The sequence below is a fragment of the Paenarthrobacter sp. DKR-5 genome (assembly GCF_018531425.1).
In the GTDB taxonomy this organism is placed as follows: Bacteria; Actinomycetota; Actinomycetes; order Actinomycetales; family Micrococcaceae; genus DKR-5.
The window spans coordinates 66,312-83,483 of sequence record NZ_JAHBOI010000008.1 but is presented as its reverse complement, the minus strand read 5'-3'; the positions used below and the strand labels follow the sequence as shown (position 1 = coordinate 83,483).

The 17,172-nt window shown below is 68.7% G+C and carries 16 protein-coding genes; 7 read left to right on the top strand and 9 right to left on the bottom strand.

Annotated features, from left to right (window positions below):
• The first annotated feature begins 17 nt into the window (after positions 1-17).
• Positions 18-677 (top strand): GntR family transcriptional regulator, encoded by a 660-nt coding sequence (locus tag KIH31_RS16140; RefSeq protein ID WP_214428164.1) that lies wholly within the window; start codon positions 18-20, stop codon positions 675-677.
• 19 nt (positions 678-696) lie between these two features.
• Here the strand turns inward: KIH31_RS16140 and KIH31_RS16135 are convergent, their stop codons facing one another.
• The 5 genes from KIH31_RS16135 to KIH31_RS16115 form a co-directional block, all read right to left on the bottom strand.
• Positions 697-1,467, bottom strand: coding sequence for an alpha/beta fold hydrolase (locus KIH31_RS16135; protein ID WP_214428163.1), 771 nt, complete (start codon positions 1,465-1,467; stop codon positions 697-699).
• Between the two features lie 241 nt (positions 1,468-1,708).
• Complete coding sequence (gene iolB, locus KIH31_RS16130) at positions 1,709-2,602, bottom strand: 5-deoxy-glucuronate isomerase (protein WP_214428162.1); 894 nt, start codon at positions 2,600-2,602, stop codon at positions 1,709-1,711.
• Positions 2,603-2,641: 39 nt separating this feature from the next.
• Positions 2,642-3,382, bottom strand: coding sequence for a GntR family transcriptional regulator (locus tag KIH31_RS16125; protein ID WP_214428161.1), 741 nt, complete (start codon positions 3,380-3,382; stop codon positions 2,642-2,644).
• Between the two features lie 166 nt (positions 3,383-3,548).
• Positions 3,549-4,661, bottom strand: a complete 1,113-nt coding sequence (locus KIH31_RS16120; protein ID WP_214428160.1) for a VIT1/CCC1 transporter family protein — start codon at positions 4,659-4,661, stop codon at positions 3,549-3,551.
• A 167-nt stretch (positions 4,662-4,828) separates the two neighbouring features.
• On the bottom strand, positions 4,829-5,974 hold the full coding sequence (locus KIH31_RS16115) for an aromatic acid exporter family protein (protein WP_214428159.1): 1,146 nt from the start codon (positions 5,972-5,974) through the stop codon (positions 4,829-4,831).
• A gap of 126 nt (positions 5,975-6,100) precedes the next feature.
• Here KIH31_RS16115 and KIH31_RS16110 point away from each other — a divergent pair, with 126 nt between their 5' ends.
• Positions 6,101-6,676: a helix-turn-helix domain-containing protein gene (locus tag KIH31_RS16110; RefSeq protein WP_214428158.1), complete on the top strand. Its 576-nt coding sequence runs from the start codon at positions 6,101-6,103 to the stop codon at positions 6,674-6,676.
• A 54-nt stretch (positions 6,677-6,730) separates the two neighbouring features.
• Here KIH31_RS16110 and KIH31_RS16105 read toward each other — a convergent pair whose 3' ends face one another.
• Positions 6,731-7,504, bottom strand: coding sequence for a VOC family protein (locus KIH31_RS16105; RefSeq protein ID WP_214428157.1), 774 nt, complete (start codon positions 7,502-7,504; stop codon positions 6,731-6,733).
• A 162-nt stretch (positions 7,505-7,666) separates the two neighbouring features.
• Here KIH31_RS16105 and KIH31_RS16100 point away from each other — a divergent pair, with 162 nt between their 5' ends.
• Positions 7,667-8,545 carry a hypothetical protein gene (locus tag KIH31_RS16100; RefSeq protein WP_214428156.1) on the top strand — a complete coding sequence of 293 codons (879 nt, stop codon included), beginning with the start codon at positions 7,667-7,669 and terminating at the stop codon, positions 8,543-8,545.
• A 67-nt stretch (positions 8,546-8,612) separates the two neighbouring features.
• On the opposite strand, the gene KIH31_RS16095 is transcribed toward KIH31_RS16100, so the two are convergent.
• Positions 8,613-10,589, bottom strand: coding sequence for an amino acid transporter (locus tag KIH31_RS16095; protein ID WP_214428155.1), 1,977 nt, complete (start codon positions 10,587-10,589; stop codon positions 8,613-8,615).
• Positions 10,590-10,802: 213 nt separating this feature from the next.
• On the opposite strand from KIH31_RS16095, the gene speB reads away from it, so the two are divergent.
• Both speB and KIH31_RS16085 read left to right on the top strand, forming a co-directional pair.
• Positions 10,803-11,789, top strand: coding sequence for an agmatinase (gene speB / locus KIH31_RS16090; protein WP_214428154.1), 987 nt, complete (start codon positions 10,803-10,805; stop codon positions 11,787-11,789).
• Positions 11,786-13,432: a thiamine pyrophosphate-binding protein gene (locus KIH31_RS16085; RefSeq protein WP_214428153.1), complete on the top strand. Its 1,647-nt coding sequence runs from the start codon at positions 11,786-11,788 to the stop codon at positions 13,430-13,432. Before speB ends, KIH31_RS16085 begins: the two co-directional genes overlap by 4 nt.
• Positions 13,433-13,524: 92 nt before the next feature.
• Here KIH31_RS16085 and KIH31_RS16080 read toward each other — a convergent pair whose 3' ends face one another.
• Positions 13,525-13,929 carry a VOC family protein gene (locus KIH31_RS16080; protein WP_214428152.1) on the bottom strand — a complete coding sequence of 135 codons (405 nt, stop codon included), beginning with the start codon at positions 13,927-13,929 and terminating at the stop codon, positions 13,525-13,527.
• 137 nt (positions 13,930-14,066) lie between these two features.
• Between KIH31_RS16080 and KIH31_RS16075 the strand changes: the two genes are divergently transcribed.
• Positions 14,067-14,567, top strand: coding sequence for a MarR family winged helix-turn-helix transcriptional regulator (locus tag KIH31_RS16075; RefSeq protein WP_214428151.1), 501 nt, complete (start codon positions 14,067-14,069; stop codon positions 14,565-14,567).
• Positions 14,567-16,675, top strand: coding sequence for an MFS transporter (locus KIH31_RS16070; protein ID WP_214428150.1), 2,109 nt, complete (start codon positions 14,567-14,569; stop codon positions 16,673-16,675). Before KIH31_RS16075 ends, KIH31_RS16070 begins: the two co-directional genes overlap by 1 nt.
• Positions 16,676-16,777: 102 nt before the next feature.
• On the opposite strand, the gene KIH31_RS16065 is transcribed toward KIH31_RS16070, so the two are convergent.
• Positions 16,778-17,092 carry a hypothetical protein gene (locus KIH31_RS16065; RefSeq protein WP_214428149.1) on the bottom strand — a complete coding sequence of 105 codons (315 nt, stop codon included), beginning with the start codon at positions 17,090-17,092 and terminating at the stop codon, positions 16,778-16,780.
• Positions 17,093-17,172 lie beyond the last annotated feature (80 nt).

The following is a 17,172-nucleotide window of genomic DNA, read 5'->3' as shown; positions in this document are numbered from 1 at the left end:
TTCCAAGGACAGCACCCATGGCCGCTGAAACTCTCTCCCTCGCCGGACTCGAGAAGACGAGCCTGCGCCAGCAGGCCCTGGCCGCCCTGCGGCGCGCCATCACCACGGGCGAGCTGGCGCCGGGAACCCACCTGGTCGAAACCGAGCTGTCCGAAAGCCTGCAGATCAGCCGCGGAACCCTGCGCGAAGCGATGCGGCAGCTCCAGCAGGAGGGGCTGATCGCTGCGGGCCCGCGCGGGCGGCTGTCGGTGCGGCATCTGGATGCCAAGGAGATCAGGGACATTTTCGCTGTCCGTGCCGCGCTGGAGTCATTGGCCGCCGCGCAGCTCTGCGAGCTCGCGGACCGGGCCGGCGTTATCGCGGCCCTGCACGGCGCGATCGCCGCGATGGACGACGCCGAACGGGACGGCCTCGAGCCCCGGATCGAAGCGGACCTGAATTTCCACCGCACCTTGTGCCGCCTGACCGGCAACGAGACTTTGCTGCACTCGTGGCAGTCGCTGGAGGGGAACATCAGGATGTCCATTATGTTCGCCGGACTGGAACGGGCAGTGCGCAACATGGACGTGAAGCGGCACGCGGACATCGTGGATGCGATTGAGACCGGGGACAAGGCCAAGGCAGCCGAGACGATCAGGGCCCACATGAGCGGCGCCGCGCAGAACCTCGTGGGCTGAGCCATTCTGCCGACGGTGCTTAGCCGGCGGCCCGCTTCCAGAGCGCCTTGAGCGATGCGGCGACCCGGTCCGGCTCAACCCGGTGCGGCGGGTCGAAATGGTGCCGCTCTTCGAACACCTCCAGCTGGAAGTCGGGGAAGACTTCGATCAGGACCTCCGCGATCGCGGCGTAGTCATGCGGATTGCTCAGGCCGCCGAGGGCGAAATACACCGGGCGGTCGTAGGCGGCGAGGGCACTGCGGTTCAGGTCGTAGGTCTTGAACGTGTTCAGCAAGGCGAGGATGCCGGCGGGCCGTTTATCCATCCAGGCCGGCGGCTCCGTGGATTCGGCCGCCGTCCCGACCGGGGCCACCTTCACACCTTCCTTGACGCCGAGCCTGATGAAGTTCTTCATGAACTCATCCCGGGGTGCCGACTGAAGCTGGTCGTATTCGCGCCACAGGTGCCGGTGCTCCGGGGTCCAGTCCCAGCTTCCAGCCCACGCGGGCTCCAGCAGGGCCAGGCTCAGGACCCGGTCGGGGTGCTTGGCGGTGAAGGCCAAGGCCGACGCTCCGCCGCCGGAGTACCCGACCAGGTGGAAGGAGTCCCACCCTCTTTCGTCCGCGAACCGTCGCAGTCCCTCAACCTCGGTGTCCAGGGTGTAGTCCTCCGGAGGTTCCGGGCCGGCGTAGACCTCAAGGTCCTTGAGGGCCGCATCAATGTGCGGCCCGAGGGACTTCACCAGCTCCGAGTACGCGAGGTCCGCCGGAAGCACGCTTCCGGGCAGCAGGACCGCCCTTGTCCGCTCCATTGCTTAATCGTAGGGGCGAACAGGACAAAAAGCGCCGCCGCTTCAACCCGCTTCTGGTCCGACTCAGGAGGCTGCAAGGACATGCGCGAACGGCCGCCAACGGCGGGCTCAGGGCGCGCGAAGCGGCCGCTGCTGGCCGTTCGGCGGGGAGGGCGCGGATACTGCCGGACCGGGGGAGAGCCGGGAACAGGTCCGGCCCCGAGCCGCGTGAGCAGCCGGGGCCGGAAAGGCGGGAGGGGTCCTAGGCGCCGAACGGGAGGCGCGGGTCCACGTCCTGGCCCTCCCAGGTCCGCCGGATCCAGCCATGGTGCGGGTCGTCGCTGATCAGCCAGTCCCGGACCGGTCCCGGGCCCGCCATCACGTTCAGGTAGTAGAGGTCGTAGCCCGGGGCGGCCATGGCGGGGCCGTGCCAGCCGTACGGTACGAGCACGACGTCGCCGGTGCGGACCTCCGCGGCGACGTCGATCGGCCGCTCATCTGAGGCGTACACGCGCTGATAGCCGACGGCGTCGGCATCGTCGGGCGCCGGGGAGCCCTCGGCGACACGCGTCTCGAAGTAGTAAATCTCCTCGAGCGCGGTTTCGCCCTCCTGCTCCACGTCGTGCTTGTGCGGCGGGTAGGAGGACCAGTTTCCGGCGGGGGTCAGTACCTCGCAGACGATGAACCGGTCCGCCTCCAGGGCGGCGGGCGTGCCGAAGTTGTGCACCTGCCGAGAGCAGTTGCCGGCCCCGCGCAGCTCGACCGGCGTTTCCGCGGCCGGGATGAGCCGGGTCGGGTAGGAGGCGGAGGCCGGCGCCGTCGCAATGGCAACCCGGCCGCCGTCATCGGAGGAAACCGTCAGTTCGGTGCGGACGCCGGTGTACAGCACGTCGGCGGGGCCGGCGAAGACGGATGCGCGCCCGTGCAGCGCGTAATCAGCGCCGCCCACGGTCGCGTCGAAGGACCCGTTGAGCGGCACCACGATCCGTTCCTCCTCGGCGGCCGGCAGCGTGACACTCTGCCCCGGCCCGAGCGTGGCCACTTTGATGCCGGTATGCTTCCAGCCCTCAACGGCGGTCGCGGAATCCGCGGTGCCGAGCGAGACGTCCCACGGTCCGTCGCTTGCCGTGCCGAGGGGGTAGACCCAGTTGGCCATGGAGGTGCCTTTCCGTTGCAGAGGCTCCAGCGCGAGGCGTCAGCGCTGGACCAAGGTCATTTCGAAGGAGTAGGAGTCCGCCCGGTAGACGTGGTGGCCCGTCTCCACCATCCGGCCGGTGTCGTCGACGGCGGTGCGTTCCATGGTCACCAGCGCCGCCCCTACCGGGGTCTCCAGCAGCGGGGCTTGGTATTCGTTGGCGACCACGGCGCCGATGCGCTGGTTCGCGAGCCGGAAGTTCACTCCGCCGGAGCGGAGGATGTCGTACATGCCGCGGGTGCGCAGGGCCGATTCGGTGATCTCAGTGATGTCGTCGCGGACCCAGTTCTCCATCAGGGCCAGCGGCTTGCCGTCCACCTTGCGCAGCCGCACGAAGTGGTAGACGCTCGCCCCTGCGGGCAGGTTCAACGCCTCACGGGTCGATGCGTCCGCTTCCCGGTGAGCGAAGCTGAGCACCTCCGTGGTGGGCTTGCTGCCCCGGCTGGCGAGGTCGTCGAACAGGGACGAGAGCTCGAGTGAGCGGCGCACCTGGCTGGCGACCACCTGGGTTCCCACCCCGCGCTTGCGGACCAGCAGCCCGGCGCGCACGAGCTCGTCCATGGCTTTGCGCATAGTCGGCCGGGAGAGGTTCAGCTTGGCGGCCAGATCAATCTCGTTGTCCAGCCGGCTGCCCGGCGCAAGGGTTCCATTATGGATGGCCGCTTCGATGCCCTGGACAACCTGGTGGTACAGCGGCACCGGTGATGATCGGTCGATGCTCAAATTCAACTGGGATGCCACTGAGCTCTCCCTTGTGCTCGGCCGCCGCAGCGGCGGGACCCTGATATGTCCGCTTGTTAGGACATATCAGGATGATAGCAGGACCGGACGGTGTCCCCAAGGGACGCCAGGCTCCGCACGGCACGCGCCCGGCGGTCCTCCGCGGAGCGTGGCGCCGGCGTCGCCCCTAACCGAGCGTTGCGCCGAACAGCAGCCCGAGCAGGTAGGTTGCCGCGGCGGCTCCGAAGCCGATCCCCAGCTGCCGCAGCGCGCGCCTGAGCGGGCCGGCCCCGGAGAGCAGGCCGACGACGGCGCCGGTGCCCAGCAGCGCCAGGCCCACCAGCGCGGCGCTGACCAGGAGCGCCGTCACGCCGGCCAACCCGAACAGGTAGGGCAGCACCGGCACCAGGGCGCCGGAGGCGAAGAAACAGAAGCTCGAGAGCGCAGCGTTCCAGCCCGTGCCGACTGCCTCATGCTGGTCCACCTGGTGCTCGGCTTCGGGCTGCAGGGACAGGCTCGGGTCGCAGTCGCACGAGTGGATGCCGAGCCGTTCCGCGGCGCGGTGTTCGGCGTCGGCCAGGGACATGCCGCGGGCCCGGTAGACCAGGACGAGTTCGTTGGCGTCGATGTTCAGCACCGGCGCCGCTTCGAGTGTGACCTGGGTCGGACGGGAGGCATTGAGCAGTTCCCGCTGGGAACGGACCGAGACGTACTCACCGGCGCCCATCGAGAGGGCGCCGGCGAGCAGTCCGGCGATGCCGCTGAGCAGCACCACATGGGTTCCGACGCCGCTGGCCGCCATGCCCATGACAAGGGACAGGTTGCTGACCAGGCCGTCGTTGGCGCCGAAGACCGCTGCGCGGAAGGTTCCCGAGAGCCGGTTGCGGCCGCGCGTGGCCAGCCCGCGGACGACCTCCTCGTGGATCAGTTCGTCTGCCGCCATCGTTGGCGTGGCATCGGCGTCATCGGAATAGGGGGAGCGGCCCTCGGCGCGCTGGGCAAGTGCGAGCACGAAGACGGAGCCGAACCGGCGGGCCAGCAGGCCCAGGAAGCGGTTGCGGAACGACGCCCGCACGGGCTTGCCGGCCTGGTCCCCAAGAAGCGTCCGCCAGTGCTGCTCGTGGCGGCCTTCGGCCTCGGCGAGAGCGAGAAGGATCTCGCGTTCTTCGCCGCTGCGGCGCCTGGCCAGATCGCGGTACACGGCGGCCTCGGCCTGTTCATCGGCAAGATACTGGCGCCAGCGGCGCAGATCGCTCTTGCTGGGGCCCGAGGCAGCCGGGTTCTGGCGGGGGGTGCTCACAGGATCTCCTGGGTAGTGCGGATGAGTCGGACACCTTTGGCCGCCCCCACCCTACGCGGAATCGCCGCCGAATTTGCGACGGTCCTCCTGCCCTGAAAGTTTCGGCCTACCTAAGAATCCGCCCCGCGGTAACGCTGCCGGCAACGCCGGCACGCGTCGGCAGCCGGTTAGGAGTCGCGGTCCTGCTCGGCCCGGAGCCGCACCGCTCCCACGATCCTGCGCAGGCTCATTGCCACCGACGCCGTCGCGTTCACCGAGGATTCCAGCGACGCCGTCTTGTGGAGTGCCTCGCTCAACTCGTTCACTGCTTCCTGGGCCTTTTCAATCAGTCCCTCCAGCGCCTCCGGGTTGTCCCAGTTGCGGAGCAGCTCCGCATTCGAACTGAGCGCCGCGGAGAGCTCATCCGTCAGTTCCGGCGGCACGGTTGCGCCGGTGTTCTTGCCCCAGATGGCACTGGAGAGGACATCGGTGATGTCCCGCACATGGAATGTCACGCGCTCGATGGCCCGCAGGTCACGGACGTCGGCCTGGAGATCGCGCGGATGCCGGCGGCGGCGCGGGTTGGCCTTCGCGCTTAGTTCGGCCTGGTGCACCGCCTGGCGCACCTCGGAGGCGGTCTGGGAGAGCAGATCGCTCCGGCTGGCCCAGTCCTCGTGGTCCGGAGGCCAGGATTCGGTCATGGCGGCTGCGATGTCGTCGAGCTGGTTCGACAGCGCCTCGCGCTGGCGGCCGGTCGCGTCGCTCACGGCCTGGAAGTGCAGCGGCGGCAGGATCAGCCAGTTCACGGCGAAGCCGATGCCGACGCCTACCGCCATCTGCAGCACATAGGCTGCCGAAAAGCTGTCCGCGCGGTTCCCTCCGATCACCAGCACGAACAGGGCCGCCATCGGCACCCAGTCACTGGCGGCGCCCATCCGTGGGAGGCCGCCGATCAGGACGCCGATGCCGACGACGGCGGCGACCGCCAGGGCGCTCGCTCCGGTGAAGCTCGCTACCGTGAAGGCGACACCGATGCCAAGGATGAGCCCCAGGAGGCTTTGCATCCCGCGCTTGGCCGAGTCCGCGACGGTCGGATACATGCTGACCAGGGCGCCCAGCGGCGCGTAATAGGGATAGTGTGCTGCCGGCCCGGGCATCAGCGGCGCTATGAGCCAGGCGAGACCGGCCGCGAGCGCCGTCTTGGCGGCGAGCTCGAGCCGGATCTTGGCGAACACGGCGCGGACGCTGTTCCGGGCTGCCGAAGCTGCCCGGCCGGTGGAGAGGGTGGAAAGGGTGGAACGGGAAGAGCGGGCAGCCCTACTGCTGGTGGCCATGCAGACAAGTGTCCCATTCCATCCTGTGCGGGACCTATCCGAGGCCCGGCGCTCCCGCGAAGCCCTAGGATGTAGCACAGACGCCGGGCGCCGCCCGGCTGGCCGGTTGATCGGGAGGAACGTGGGATGAAGGCACTGCCGGTCGAGCCGAGCAACGCGCCGGTCGCCATCGGGTCGCGGATCCGCGCCGCCCGGCAGTCGCAACGGCTGACCATTGAGCAGGTGGCCGATGCCACCGGACTGACCAAGGGTTTCCTCAGCCGCGTTGAGCGGGACCTGACGTCGCCCAGCGTGGCGTCGCTGGTCACGCTCTGCCAGGTGCTGTCGATCTCGGTCGGCGACCTGTTCGCGGCCGCGGAGATTCACCTCACGAAGGCGGGGGAGGGCCCGCGCATCTCCCTCGGCGGCGAAGGCATTGTTGAGCGCCTCGTTACGGCACGGTCCGAACGGCGGCTGCAGATCCTTGAGGCGACCATCGCTCCGCATGGCAAGGGTGAGTCGGAGATGTACGCGGTGGACTGCGACGTCGACGTGCTGCACATTGTCCGCGGCAGGCTGCGGCTGATCCTTACGAACGCCGAGTACGAGCTTGCCGCCGGGGACACGCTCTCCTTTCCCGGGCGCGAACCGCACACCTGGGTGAACCCCACCGACGAGGAAGTCACTGTGCTCTGGGTCCTCGTGCCGGCGGCCTCCGGCTAGTCCTGCTCAGGGGCCGAGACCGCCTCCAGCGGCTGCCAGGTGGTCCGCCGACCGCTATTGCCGTGACTGGGTGAGCTTGAAGACGGCGCCGGTGGGATCCGCCAAGGTGGCCATCCGGCCGAACGGCGTGTCTTCGGCTGCCTGCAGCACCCGGGCGCCGAGGGAGGTTGCGGTGCCAATGGTGGCGTCGGCGTTCTCCACCGCGAAGTAGACCTGCCAGTTGGCAGGGACGCCCTCGGGCAGGAAGCCCGACGCGTCCATGATTCCGGCCGTCGCTGCCTCCCCGGACCCGAGTGTGGTGTAGCGGAACTCCGGGGTGTCGCTCATGACGCTCGTCTGCCAGCCGAACACGTCCTGGTAGAAGCGCACGCTCGGCTCGTAGTCGCGGGTGAGGAGTTCGAACCAGGCGGGGGAGCCGGGCTCCGCCGCGATCTGGAAGCCCGTGTGGGCGCCGAACTGCCACGCTCCGACCGCCGCCCCGCCGGCGTCGCCGAACATTGCCATGTGCCCCTGCTCGGGGACTTCCAACGGGCCCATGAACACCTGGCCCCCATGCGTGACGGCCGCGTTCGCGGTGGAGGCGATGTCCTCGACCCGCAGGTAGGTGGTCCACACATCCGGATAGCCGGACTGCGGTTCGTTCTTCATGATGCCGGCCACGGGGGCGCCGTTCTTGAAGGCCATGATGTAGCCCCCGTATTTCTCCTCGTCGCCCGTTTCGTAGGTCCAACCGAAGAGGCTGGCGTAGAACTCCTTGGCCCGGTCCGGGTCCGCGGTCATGAGATCGATCCAGCAAGGTGCGCCGGGCGTGATGTCAGGCTTGGGCATGGGATGCTCCTGTCACTCTGAAGGGAAAGGAAAGGGGTGGTGCCTGCGTCTCAGACTCTAGGCGCGCGGCACCCACTCAACAACCCTTTATTGGACGCGCCACCCCAGGGCGCCGAGGAAGCGGCGGGCGCCAACGACCGCCCGCGGGCGTACACTGCCGCCATGGTTGACGGCGCGCGCGGCCGCGGCCGAATGGTCTGGCGGTTTCTGCTCCTGCTGGTCCCTGCCATGCTTGCCGCGGCCTGCACCCCGGCCCCGCCCACAGCGCCGACGACGACGGCCCCCGGCCCTGCGCCGGCCCTGACCGCCGCCGTCGAGCAATTCCGGGACACCTACACCAAGCGGATTATCGAACTACAGCTCACCAACACCGCCGCCTCACCGCTGGCCGTGCTCGCCGCGTCGCTGGAGGCGGACAGCAACGACGGCACCATGACGTGGCCGCCGGATCCCGGAGGCGCCGAGATCCCGCCGGGCCAGACCCTGAGCCTTCCGCTGGCACTGTCCGCCAGCCGCTGCGCTTCCACGACGACGGCCGCGACCGCGCAAGTGCGGATTCGCGACGGGGCGCGCCAGCAGACACTGCTGTTGCCGGCCGCGGACCCGCACAATGTGCTGGACCGCAACCGGAGCGAAGACTGCGTCGCCCGTGCGGTCGCGGCGGTGGCCGCCGTGGCCTTCACCGATGAGCTCACCGTCTCAGCGGACGGCGGCTCCGCCAGGCTTCACCTTGGCATCCGACCCGCCGGGGGAGACGGGTCGTTCACCGTCACGCACATTGCGTCCACGCCGCTGCTCTCACCTGCCGGTATGTGGCCGGTGGGGTGGAGCGTCGCCGGCAGCAGCCCGCCGCGCACCCTTGACCTGGGGATTGTGCCTGCCCGCTGCGACGCGCACGCCCTGGCGGAGGACAAGGTCGGGACCGTCTTCCGGTTCACCGTGCGGGCCGGCAGCACTCAGGGCGTGATGCTGGTTCCGGCGTCACCGCTGCTGAAGACGCGCCTTTATGGCTTCGTGGCCGCCGCCTGCCGCCGCGGCTGAGCCGGAGAGGGCTGCCCAGGGCCCGAAGGTCCCAAGGCCCCAAGGTTCGGGGCGGGGGCGGGGGCGGTCAGCCGACGTGCACCCACGGCCTTTGGGTGACGTCCGGCTCGGCTTCGCGCAGCACTTCGCGGGTAACCGGGGCGACCTCGCCCTCCCCGAAGAAGAGGAACTTCAGCAGGTTGGTGATCGGGTTGCCCTCCGTCCAGCGGAAGTAGATGTGCGGCATGAGCCCGGTGACGTCGCGGATGTGCAGCAGCACCGAGGCGATCGTGTTCGGCACCACGGGCCCGTGGACCTCGAGGATCCGGTGCCCGTACCGGGTGAGGCCATGGATCTCCAGGTCGCTCTCGAAGTCAGACGAGTCGTCCACCACCACTTCGAGGAACATCACCTGCTCGTCCACGGGCAGGTGGCTCACCTCGATGGCGGAGGCTAGCTTGTCGCTGTAGGCCTGCGCCGTCATCCGCAGCGGCTCGTGGGCAATGATCTGGATCGGCCCGCTCTCGTTGGCGGCGACGAACTCCAGGGCCGTCTCGTCCATCCGGATCCGGGTGGCGCGCAGTTCAAAGGACCGGCGGACCCGGGAGAGGAAGGAGATCAGGATGATGCCGACGATGAAGATGGCCGCAATCCGGATGCCCTCGGGCCGTTCGATGATGTTTGCGATGGTCGTGTACACGAACACGAGCGCAATGGCCCCGAAGCCCAGCGTCCTGCCGGATTGCCGCCGTCGCCGGGCGGAAAGGGTGACGGCGACCGCCGCGGAGGTCATGAGTACCAGCACGCCGGTGGCGTAGGCGCCGCCCTGCGCGTCCACCGAGGCGTTGAAGATGACGGTGATCAGGAGGCCGATGACGGTGAAGACAAGCACCAGCGGGCGGATGGCCTTGGTCCATTGCGGGGCCATGCCGTACCGCGGCAGGTAGCGGGGTACCAGGTTCAGCAGTCCGGCCATCGCGGAGGCGCCGGCGAACCACAGGATGGCGATGGTGCTCAGGTCGTACACGGTGCCGAAGCCCAGGCCAAGATACTGGTGCGCAAGATAGGCCAGCGCACGGCCGTTGGCTTGCCCGCCGGGCTCGAATTCCTGCTGCGGAATCAGCACCACGGTGGTGAAGCTCGAGGTGATCAGGAAGCTGCTCATGATCACCGCCGCCGTCGTCAGCAGCCGGCGCGTGCCGTGGATGCGGCCCAGCGGCCGTTCCTCGGTATCGTCCGCACGGCCTCGGATCTGCGGCATCACTGCGACGCCGGTCTCGAAGCCGGACAGGCCCAGGGCCAGCTTCGGGAACACGAGCAGCGCGATGCCCACCACCATGAGCGGGTTGCCGTGGGAGGTGGTCAGCGCCTGCCACCAGTTGCCGACGGCGACGGGGTGGCTGAATGCCTCGACGATGGTTGCGGACACGACGATCACGTTCAGACCCAGATACAGCACCACCAGGACGACGGCGACGCCGATCGCCTCCTTGAACCCGCGCAGGAACACGGCGGCCAGCAGAGCGAGCAGCACCAGCGTGACGGTCACGTTCTGGCCCTGCAGCCAGCCCGGCGCCAGCGGGTTCTCGATCAGGTGCGCGGTGGCGTCCGCTGCCGAGAGCGTCATGGTGATCATGAAGTCGGTCGCGGCGAAGCCCAGCAGCGCCAGCACGAAAAGCTTGCCGCCCCACCGGGGCATCAGGCGTTCGAGCATGGCAATGGAGCCTTCTCCGCGGTGGCTCTCGCCGGCCACCCGGCGGTACACCGGCAGCGCCCCGATCAGGGTGACGGCGACCAGGACGAGCGTGGCCAGCGGTGACACGACGCCGGCTGCCAGGGCGGCGATCGCCGGCTGGTAGCCGAGGGTGGAGAAGTAGTCCACACCGGTCAGGCACATGACCTGCCCCCATGCGTGCTTCTTCTCATGGCTGGCGCGCTCGCCGTGCGGGCCCTGGTGCGAGCCGACGTTCTCCTGCAGGCCCTCCAAAAGCCAGCTGCGGAAGGACGCCATGCCCGGTTTCTTGCCCGACGTCGGTTCGGCCGGGGGTCTGCTGAGGGTTGTCACGATCGCCTTTCCGAGCGGCCCGGAACGGCCGCTTTGAGTGCGACGCTAGCACCGCGCGGCGCGGCACCCACGGCCCGTTTATGCAACCTTTACGCCGCTGTGGCACACCTCTCAGACACCCTGCGCGAAGACCGGAAAGAAACACTTGATGCATACCAGGCAACTTGGCGGTAGGATGACGAAAGCATTGAACCACGTATGGAGAGGGCGCTCATGGAAGAGCTTCGGCTGTCAGCCAACGGAAATCTCGGCCCGATCGACTCGGCGCGGATCCCCCGGTACGCGGGTGCGGCGACGTTCGCTCGGCTGCCGCGGCTGGACCAAGTGGACCGGGCCGACGTCGCCGTCGTCGGTGTCCCTTTCGATTCGGGCGTCTCCTACCGTCCGGGGGCGCGCTTCGGCGCCAACCACGTCCGCGAAGCCTCCCGCCTGCTGCGCCCCTACAATCCGGCGCTCGACCTCTCGCCCTTCGAGCTCGTCCAGGTGGCCGACGCGGGGGACATGGCTGTGAACCCCTTCAACATCAACGAAGCCCTCGAAACAATCCAGCAGAACGCGCTGGACCTCACCGCTGGCGGTGCCCGGCTGGTCACGCTCGGCGGGGACCACACCATCGCCCTGCCGCTGCTGCGCGCCGCCGCCCAACGCGCCGGAGGGCCCGTGGCAATGCTGCACTTCGACGCGCACCTGGACACCTGGGACACCTACTTCGGGGCCGAATACACCCACGGCACCCCCTTCCGGCGAGCAGTGGAGGAGGGCATCCTCGACACCGAGGCAATCTCACATGTCGGCACCCGCGGCCCCCTGTACGGCCACAAGGACCTTGAGGACGACCGGCGGTTCGGTTTCGGCATCGTCACCTCCGCGGACGTCTTCCGCCAGGGTGTCGACGAGGTGGTGGCCAAGCTGCGCGACCGGATCGGCAACAGACCGCTGTACGTGTCGGTGGACATCGACGTGCTCGACCCGGCCCATGCCCCGGGAACCGGCACCCCCGAAGCCGGCGGTGTCACCAGCCGCGAACTGCTGGAGATCCTGCGCGGCTTGCGCGGGCTGAACCTCATCGGGGCCGACGTCGTCGAGGTCGCCCCCGCCTACGACCATGCTGAGCTCACCGGCGTGGCCGCCTCGCACGTCGCCTACGACCTGGTCACACTGCTCGCCGACGGCGCCCGCCCGGAGGTCGCTGCGCGATGACCGAGCGTCTGCCTGACGGGGTCCGCAACGGCGGGGATCTCGTCGTCGAGACCCTGGAGGCGCTGGGGGCCAAGACCGTTTTCGGCATCCCCGGCCAGCACGCCCTCGGCCTCTTCGACGCGATGGGCCGGGGAAACCTCAAGTTCGTGTCCTCCCGGGTGGAAAACAACTCCGCCTTTGAAGCCGACGGCTACTCCCGGGCGACCGGCGAGGTCGGCGTGCTGTTCCTCTCGACCGGCCCCGGGGCCCTCACCTCGCTCGCCGGGCTGCAGGAAGCCTACGCGACCGGGGTGCCGATGATCGTCGTCGCCAGCCAGATTCCGCTCGAGGGTCTGGGGGCGCGGCGCAAGGGCATGCTGCACCAGCTCGATGACCAGAAGGCGTCGGCGGCGAACGTAACCAAGAGCCAGCGTCTGATCCAGCATGCCTCCGGCATCCCGTCGGCGATCCAGGACGCCTGGACCGAGGCCATCTCCTCGCCGCAGGGACCTGTCTGGATCGAGATCCCGCAGAACGTGCTGCTGGCCCCGATTATGGTGCCGCCCGTCGAGGATGCGCTGGCCCAGGCCTTCGACAACCCGCCGCGGACGGAGCTGGTCAAGGAAGCAGCCCGCTGGCTGAGCGCCGCCGAACGCCCGGCCATCATTGCCGGCGGAGGCACCCGGCGCGGGAAGGCGGAGGCTTCGCTGCTCTCGATCGCCGAGAAGCTGCGCGCTCCGGTGGTCTGCACCCCCGGCGGCAACGGCGCCTTCCCCTGGACGCACGAGCTCTCGCTGCAGTCCTGGATGGAGGACCGCTATGTGACCGACCTGCTTGAGAACGCCGACGTGCTCGTCGTGGTCGGCTCCTCCCTGGGCGAGGTCACGAGCAATTACTTCACCATGGAGCCGCGCGGACGCATCATCCAGATCGACGCCGAACCCCGCGTCCTCGAGTCGAACCGGCCTGGGCTGGGCATCCGGGCCGACGCCGGGCAGGCGCTCAGGGCGATCGATGACGCGCTCAGCCCCCGCGTGCCGGACGGGAAGGCGGAGCTGCTGGTGAAGGAAACCCTCGCCAAGGTGCAGCAGCGCCTGGACGGGCAGGGCCTGGAGCTGGAGCGCCGGTTCCTGGCGGACATCCGCGACGCGGTGCCGGACGAGATGCAGACGTTCTGGGACATGACGATCTCCGCGTACTGGGCCTGGAGCTGCTGGGACTCCCGGCAGGGCGCGTTCCACTCCGCGCAGGGCGCCGGTGGCCTGGGCTTTGGCTTTCCGGGGGCGATCGGCGGCGCCGTCGGCCTGGCAACTGCCGGACGCCCGGCCCGGGTGCTTGCCGTGTCCGGGGACGGTTCGGCGATGTACTCCATTGCCGAGCTGGCGACGGCCAAGCAGCACAACGTGCCGGTCACCTGGCTGATCGTCGATGACGGCGGCTACGGGATTCTCCGCGAATACATGGTCGGGGCTTTTGGCAAGGCCACGGCCACCGAGCTGGCGCGTCCGGACTTCGTCCGGCTGGCCGAGTCCTTCGGGGTCCCGGCGCGGCGCGCGAAACCTGAGGAAGTCGGCGAGGCGCTTCGCGAGAGCTTCGCAGTGGACGGACCCAACGTCGTCGTCGTCGAAACCCTGCTGCGGATGTTCGCCCCGACGCACCTCTGACGCCCTCCCTCGGCCGAACGGCCAGTTGCGGCGGCTTCTCGACGCTCGAAGCCGCCGCAACTGGCCGCTCGCGCGTCCGCGCCCTCAGGGGGTCAGGAGCCCAGCGCCGCGGGGTCCATGTAGATGACTTCCCACAGGTGCCCGTCCGGGTCCTGGAAGCTGCCGCCGTACATGCCGGGCTGCTCGCTGGCCGGGTTCGATTCTGCCCCGCCGGCTGCCAGAGCCTTCGCCACCATTTCGTCGACCTCTTCGCGACTGTCCGCGGACAGGGCGAGGATCACCTCGGTCCCGTTCGCTGCTTCCGCCACCGGTTTCCGGGTGAACGTCTGGAAGAAGTCCCGCACCAGCAGCATGACGAAGATGCCGTCGCCGACGATCATGCAGGTGGCCTTCTCGTTGGTGAAGGCCGGGTTGAACTCGAAGCCCAACTGGGTGAAGAAGGTAATGGACGCGTCCAGGTCCTTCACGGGCAGGTTCACAAAGATTTCGCGTGACATGGGGACAAGCTAACAGTCCCCGCAGGGCCTGTCACCGAAGCGCGGGGCCGGCAGTGAACTCCGTCACTTAGTTTCCCAAAGCAAGTAAATAGTGATATCGTTGCCTGAGGCAAACAAGCAATGTGGAAAGAAGCACCATGTCAGTCCGCAAACAGACCGCCGCGGTCCTCGTGGATCGGATTTTCGCTTTGCAGCGCGTCCTGCGCTGCGTGACAACAGCCAACCTCAGAGCATCGGACCCAGGGGTCGCCCTGCAGGGCGTCCTGCGGATCATCGGAGACGCGGGGGAGTGCCGGGCCACCGAGCTCGCCTCCCGGCTCGGGGTCGGCGCTTCGGTACTGAGCCGGCATATCGCCGAACTCGAGGAACTTGACCTCGTGGTCCGCAGGCCCGATCCCGCAGACCGGAGGGCGCACCTGATCAGCCTCTCGGACCAGGGTGCGCAGCAGGTGCTCGCCACCGAACAGCGCAGGTCCGAACTGCTCCAGCAGGCGCTTGAAGGCTGGAGCGAGGAAGAGGCCGACGCCGCGGCGCTGGTCATCGAGCGGCTGTCCCGCACGATGAACAGCGCTTTCCGGGCGAAGGCGGCCGGAGCGCCCCACGAACACACGCACGACACCCTAGTAGGAGCAAACTAATGGCCAGCCACGCAGCAACCGGCACTGCGCCGCGGCCGCACGAACCGAGTGCGGAACCGCAGCAGATGACTCACCGGCAAATCATGGAGGCGCTGACGGGTCTCCTTGCCGCCTTCTTCACCGCAATCCTCAGCAGCACCATCGTCGCGAACGCCCTGCCGACCATCATGTCGGACCTGAAGGGCACCCAGACGGACTACGCCTGGGTCATCACCGCGGCGCTGCTGGCGAACGCCGCAACCACCCCGATCTGGGGCAAGCTCGCGGACCTGTTCAACAAGAAGCTGCTCGTCCAGCTGAGCATCATCGTCTTCGTCGCCGGCTCCGTGATGGCAGGCCTGTCCGAGAGCATCCCGTTCCTGCTCACGGCTCGCGTCATCCAGGGCATCGCGATGGGCGGCCTCACTGCGCTGGCCCAGGCGATCATCGGCACCATGATCCCGCCGCGCGAGCGCGGCCGCTACTCGGGTTACATGGGCGCCGTGATGGCGGTCGGTACCGCCGGCGGCCCGCTGCTGGGCGGCTTCATCGTGGACAGTGCACTGGGCTGGCGCTGGACCTTCTACGTCTGCGTGCCGCTCGCCGTCGTCGCCCTGATCCTGCTGCAGAAGACGCTCAAGATCCAGCATGTCCGCCGGCCCGCCAGCATCGACTGGCTCGGCTCCCTGCTGCTCACTTCCGGCGTCAGCCTGCTGCTGATCTGGGTTTCCTTCGCCGGCCAGGCCAACTACTACGACTGGTGGTCCTGGCAGAGCGCCGTGATGGTCGGCGGCGGCGTCGTCCTGCTCGCCGCGATGGTCTTCGTGGAGTCCAAGGTCAAGGCCCCCATCATCCCGCTGAAGATCATCTCGCAGCGCACCACCGCGCTCGCCATCCTGGCCTCCGTCGCCGTCGGTGTCGCGATGTTCGGCTCCTCGACCTTCCTGGGCCAGTACTACCAGGTGGCCCGCGGTGCCACGCCGACCGAGGCCGGCCTGCTGACCCTGCCGATGATCGTTGGCAACCTGCTTGGCTCGGTCGTTTCCGGCCAGCTCATCAGCCGGTACGGAAAGTGGAAGCGGTTCCTGATCTTCGGTTCGGTGCTGCTGATCGGCGGCCTCGGCCTCGCCGGCACGATGGACCACCAGACGGACCTGACCCTGGTCGGCGTGTACTTCTTCATCCTCGGCCTCGGCCTGGGCATGATGCTGCAGAACCTGGTTCTCGCCGTGCAGAACACGGTGAAGGCCTCCGACATCGGTTCCGCCAGCGCCTCTGTAGCGTTCTTCCGCTCCTTCGGTGGCGCGATCGGCGTCGCGGTTCTGGGTGCCGTGCTGGGCAACCGGGTCACCGACCTGGCGACTGCCGGCTTTGCGAAAGCCCACATCCGGGTTCCGGCCGGTTCGAGTGCCGGTGCGTCGCTGGACCTCACGGACCTGCCGCAGCCGATCCGCGACATCATGCGCGCCGCCTACGGTGACGCCACCGCCCTGATCTTCACGATTTCCGCCATCATCGGCGTGGTCGCGCTGCTCTCCGTCCTGGCCATCAAGGAAGTGGCCCTGCGCCGCACCGTGGAAATGAAGGAAGCTCCGAAGGAAATTTCCCCGGAGGATGACATCGACCGCGAGTTCGCCGAGGTGCTCAGCCGCGAATCGCACGTCGAGCCGGCTCCTGTGGTGGGCGCTCCGCATGCCGTGGAGCCCGCACCGTCCTTCGGTGGCGTGCAGAAGCGCTCTTCGGTGCTCGCCGCGGCAGAGGCGGCCGCCGACGCCGAGCGGCCCCACGTTGAGCGGGACGCGGAGCGGTTGACTCGGCCGCAGCCGCTGTCCGACCGACGCAGGGACGTGGTCGAACTGATCCAGGCTACCCAGCACACCCTCGCCCAGCAGCAGCTGCAGCTCAGCCGGGCGCTGGCGGCGGTCCAGGAACAAGCCGAGCGCCAGAACGACATCGCCGCCCGGCAGGCAGAGACTGCCGCGGAACTGAAGGCGCTGAAGGAGAAGCTGGCGAAGGAACGCGAGATGCAGGAGGCCGCGGCGCACTACCTCGCCACGCACAGCCTGCGCAGCCACCGCCAGGACGACGTGTCCGGCAGTGATGCTTTCGGCCCCGACGCCGCGCTCTAGACAAAACAAGGAACCGGCAGCAGGATACCGTCCGCAAGGGCAGGGTCCTGCTGTCGGATCGTTTAACGGCTGGAAGCCGAAGGCGGGGCCGGCGGCCGGGAGTCAGTCCGCGGCGAGGGCCAGGACGACGCTGGCGATGCGTTCGGCGTCCGCTACCGAGAGCTTGTCAGGAAGAGCGAGCTCGGCCGTGACGGTCTCCGAGAGCCGGATGGTGTGGACCAGCACAGGTCCCGAGCTGGGCTGGGGGACGGGGACCGCCGGGCGCTCGCGCCGGCGCCGGCGTTCCACGGCCGGAGCCGCGGGCGAGGGCGTGCCGGGCGCATCAGGCGCTCCGGCGGAACGGCGGGGCTCCCGCTGGCGGACCTGCTTCCGGGTGGGGCCATGATCTGAGACATCGGGGCTCTGGGGAAGGTCCATGGGAAGCAATCTTAGAGCAGTCAGCTCAAGGGCTTTAATCCGCGTGAAACGGAAAAGCGCTCCGCGGGACGTTCCGCGGA

Excerpts from the sequence above, each read along its gene's own strand:
- KIH31_RS16080 (WP_214428152.1), bottom strand. The coding sequence starts at position 13,929 with ATGTCACGCGAAATCTTTGTGAACCTGCCCGTGAAGGACCTGGACGCG.
- KIH31_RS16100 (WP_214428156.1), top strand. The coding sequence starts at position 7,667 with ATGGTTGACGGCGCGCGCGGCCGCGGCCGAATGGTCTGGCGGTTTCTG.
- KIH31_RS16140 (WP_214428164.1), top strand. The coding sequence starts at position 18 with ATGGCCGCTGAAACTCTCTCCCTCGCCGGACTCGAGAAGACGAGCCTG.
- KIH31_RS16065 (WP_214428149.1), bottom strand. The coding sequence starts at position 17,092 with ATGGACCTTCCCCAGAGCCCCGATGTCTCAGATCATGGCCCCACCCGG.
- KIH31_RS16135 (WP_214428163.1), bottom strand. The coding sequence starts at position 1,467 with ATGGAGCGGACAAGGGCGGTCCTGCTGCCCGGAAGCGTGCTTCCGGCG.
- speB (WP_214428154.1), top strand. The coding sequence starts at position 10,803 with ATGGAAGAGCTTCGGCTGTCAGCCAACGGAAATCTCGGCCCGATCGAC.
- KIH31_RS16110 (WP_214428158.1), top strand. The coding sequence starts at position 6,101 with ATGAAGGCACTGCCGGTCGAGCCGAGCAACGCGCCGGTCGCCATCGGG.
- KIH31_RS16085 (WP_214428153.1), top strand. The coding sequence starts at position 11,786 with ATGACCGAGCGTCTGCCTGACGGGGTCCGCAACGGCGGGGATCTCGTC.
- KIH31_RS16070 (WP_214428150.1), top strand. The coding sequence starts at position 14,567 with ATGGCCAGCCACGCAGCAACCGGCACTGCGCCGCGGCCGCACGAACCG.
- KIH31_RS16115 (WP_214428159.1), bottom strand. The coding sequence starts at position 5,974 with ATGGCCACCAGCAGTAGGGCTGCCCGCTCTTCCCGTTCCACCCTTTCC.
- iolB (WP_214428162.1), bottom strand. The coding sequence starts at position 2,602 with ATGGCCAACTGGGTCTACCCCCTCGGCACGGCAAGCGACGGACCGTGG.
- KIH31_RS16105 (WP_214428157.1), bottom strand. The coding sequence starts at position 7,504 with ATGCCCAAGCCTGACATCACGCCCGGCGCACCTTGCTGGATCGATCTC.
- KIH31_RS16075 (WP_214428151.1), top strand. The coding sequence starts at position 14,067 with ATGTCAGTCCGCAAACAGACCGCCGCGGTCCTCGTGGATCGGATTTTC.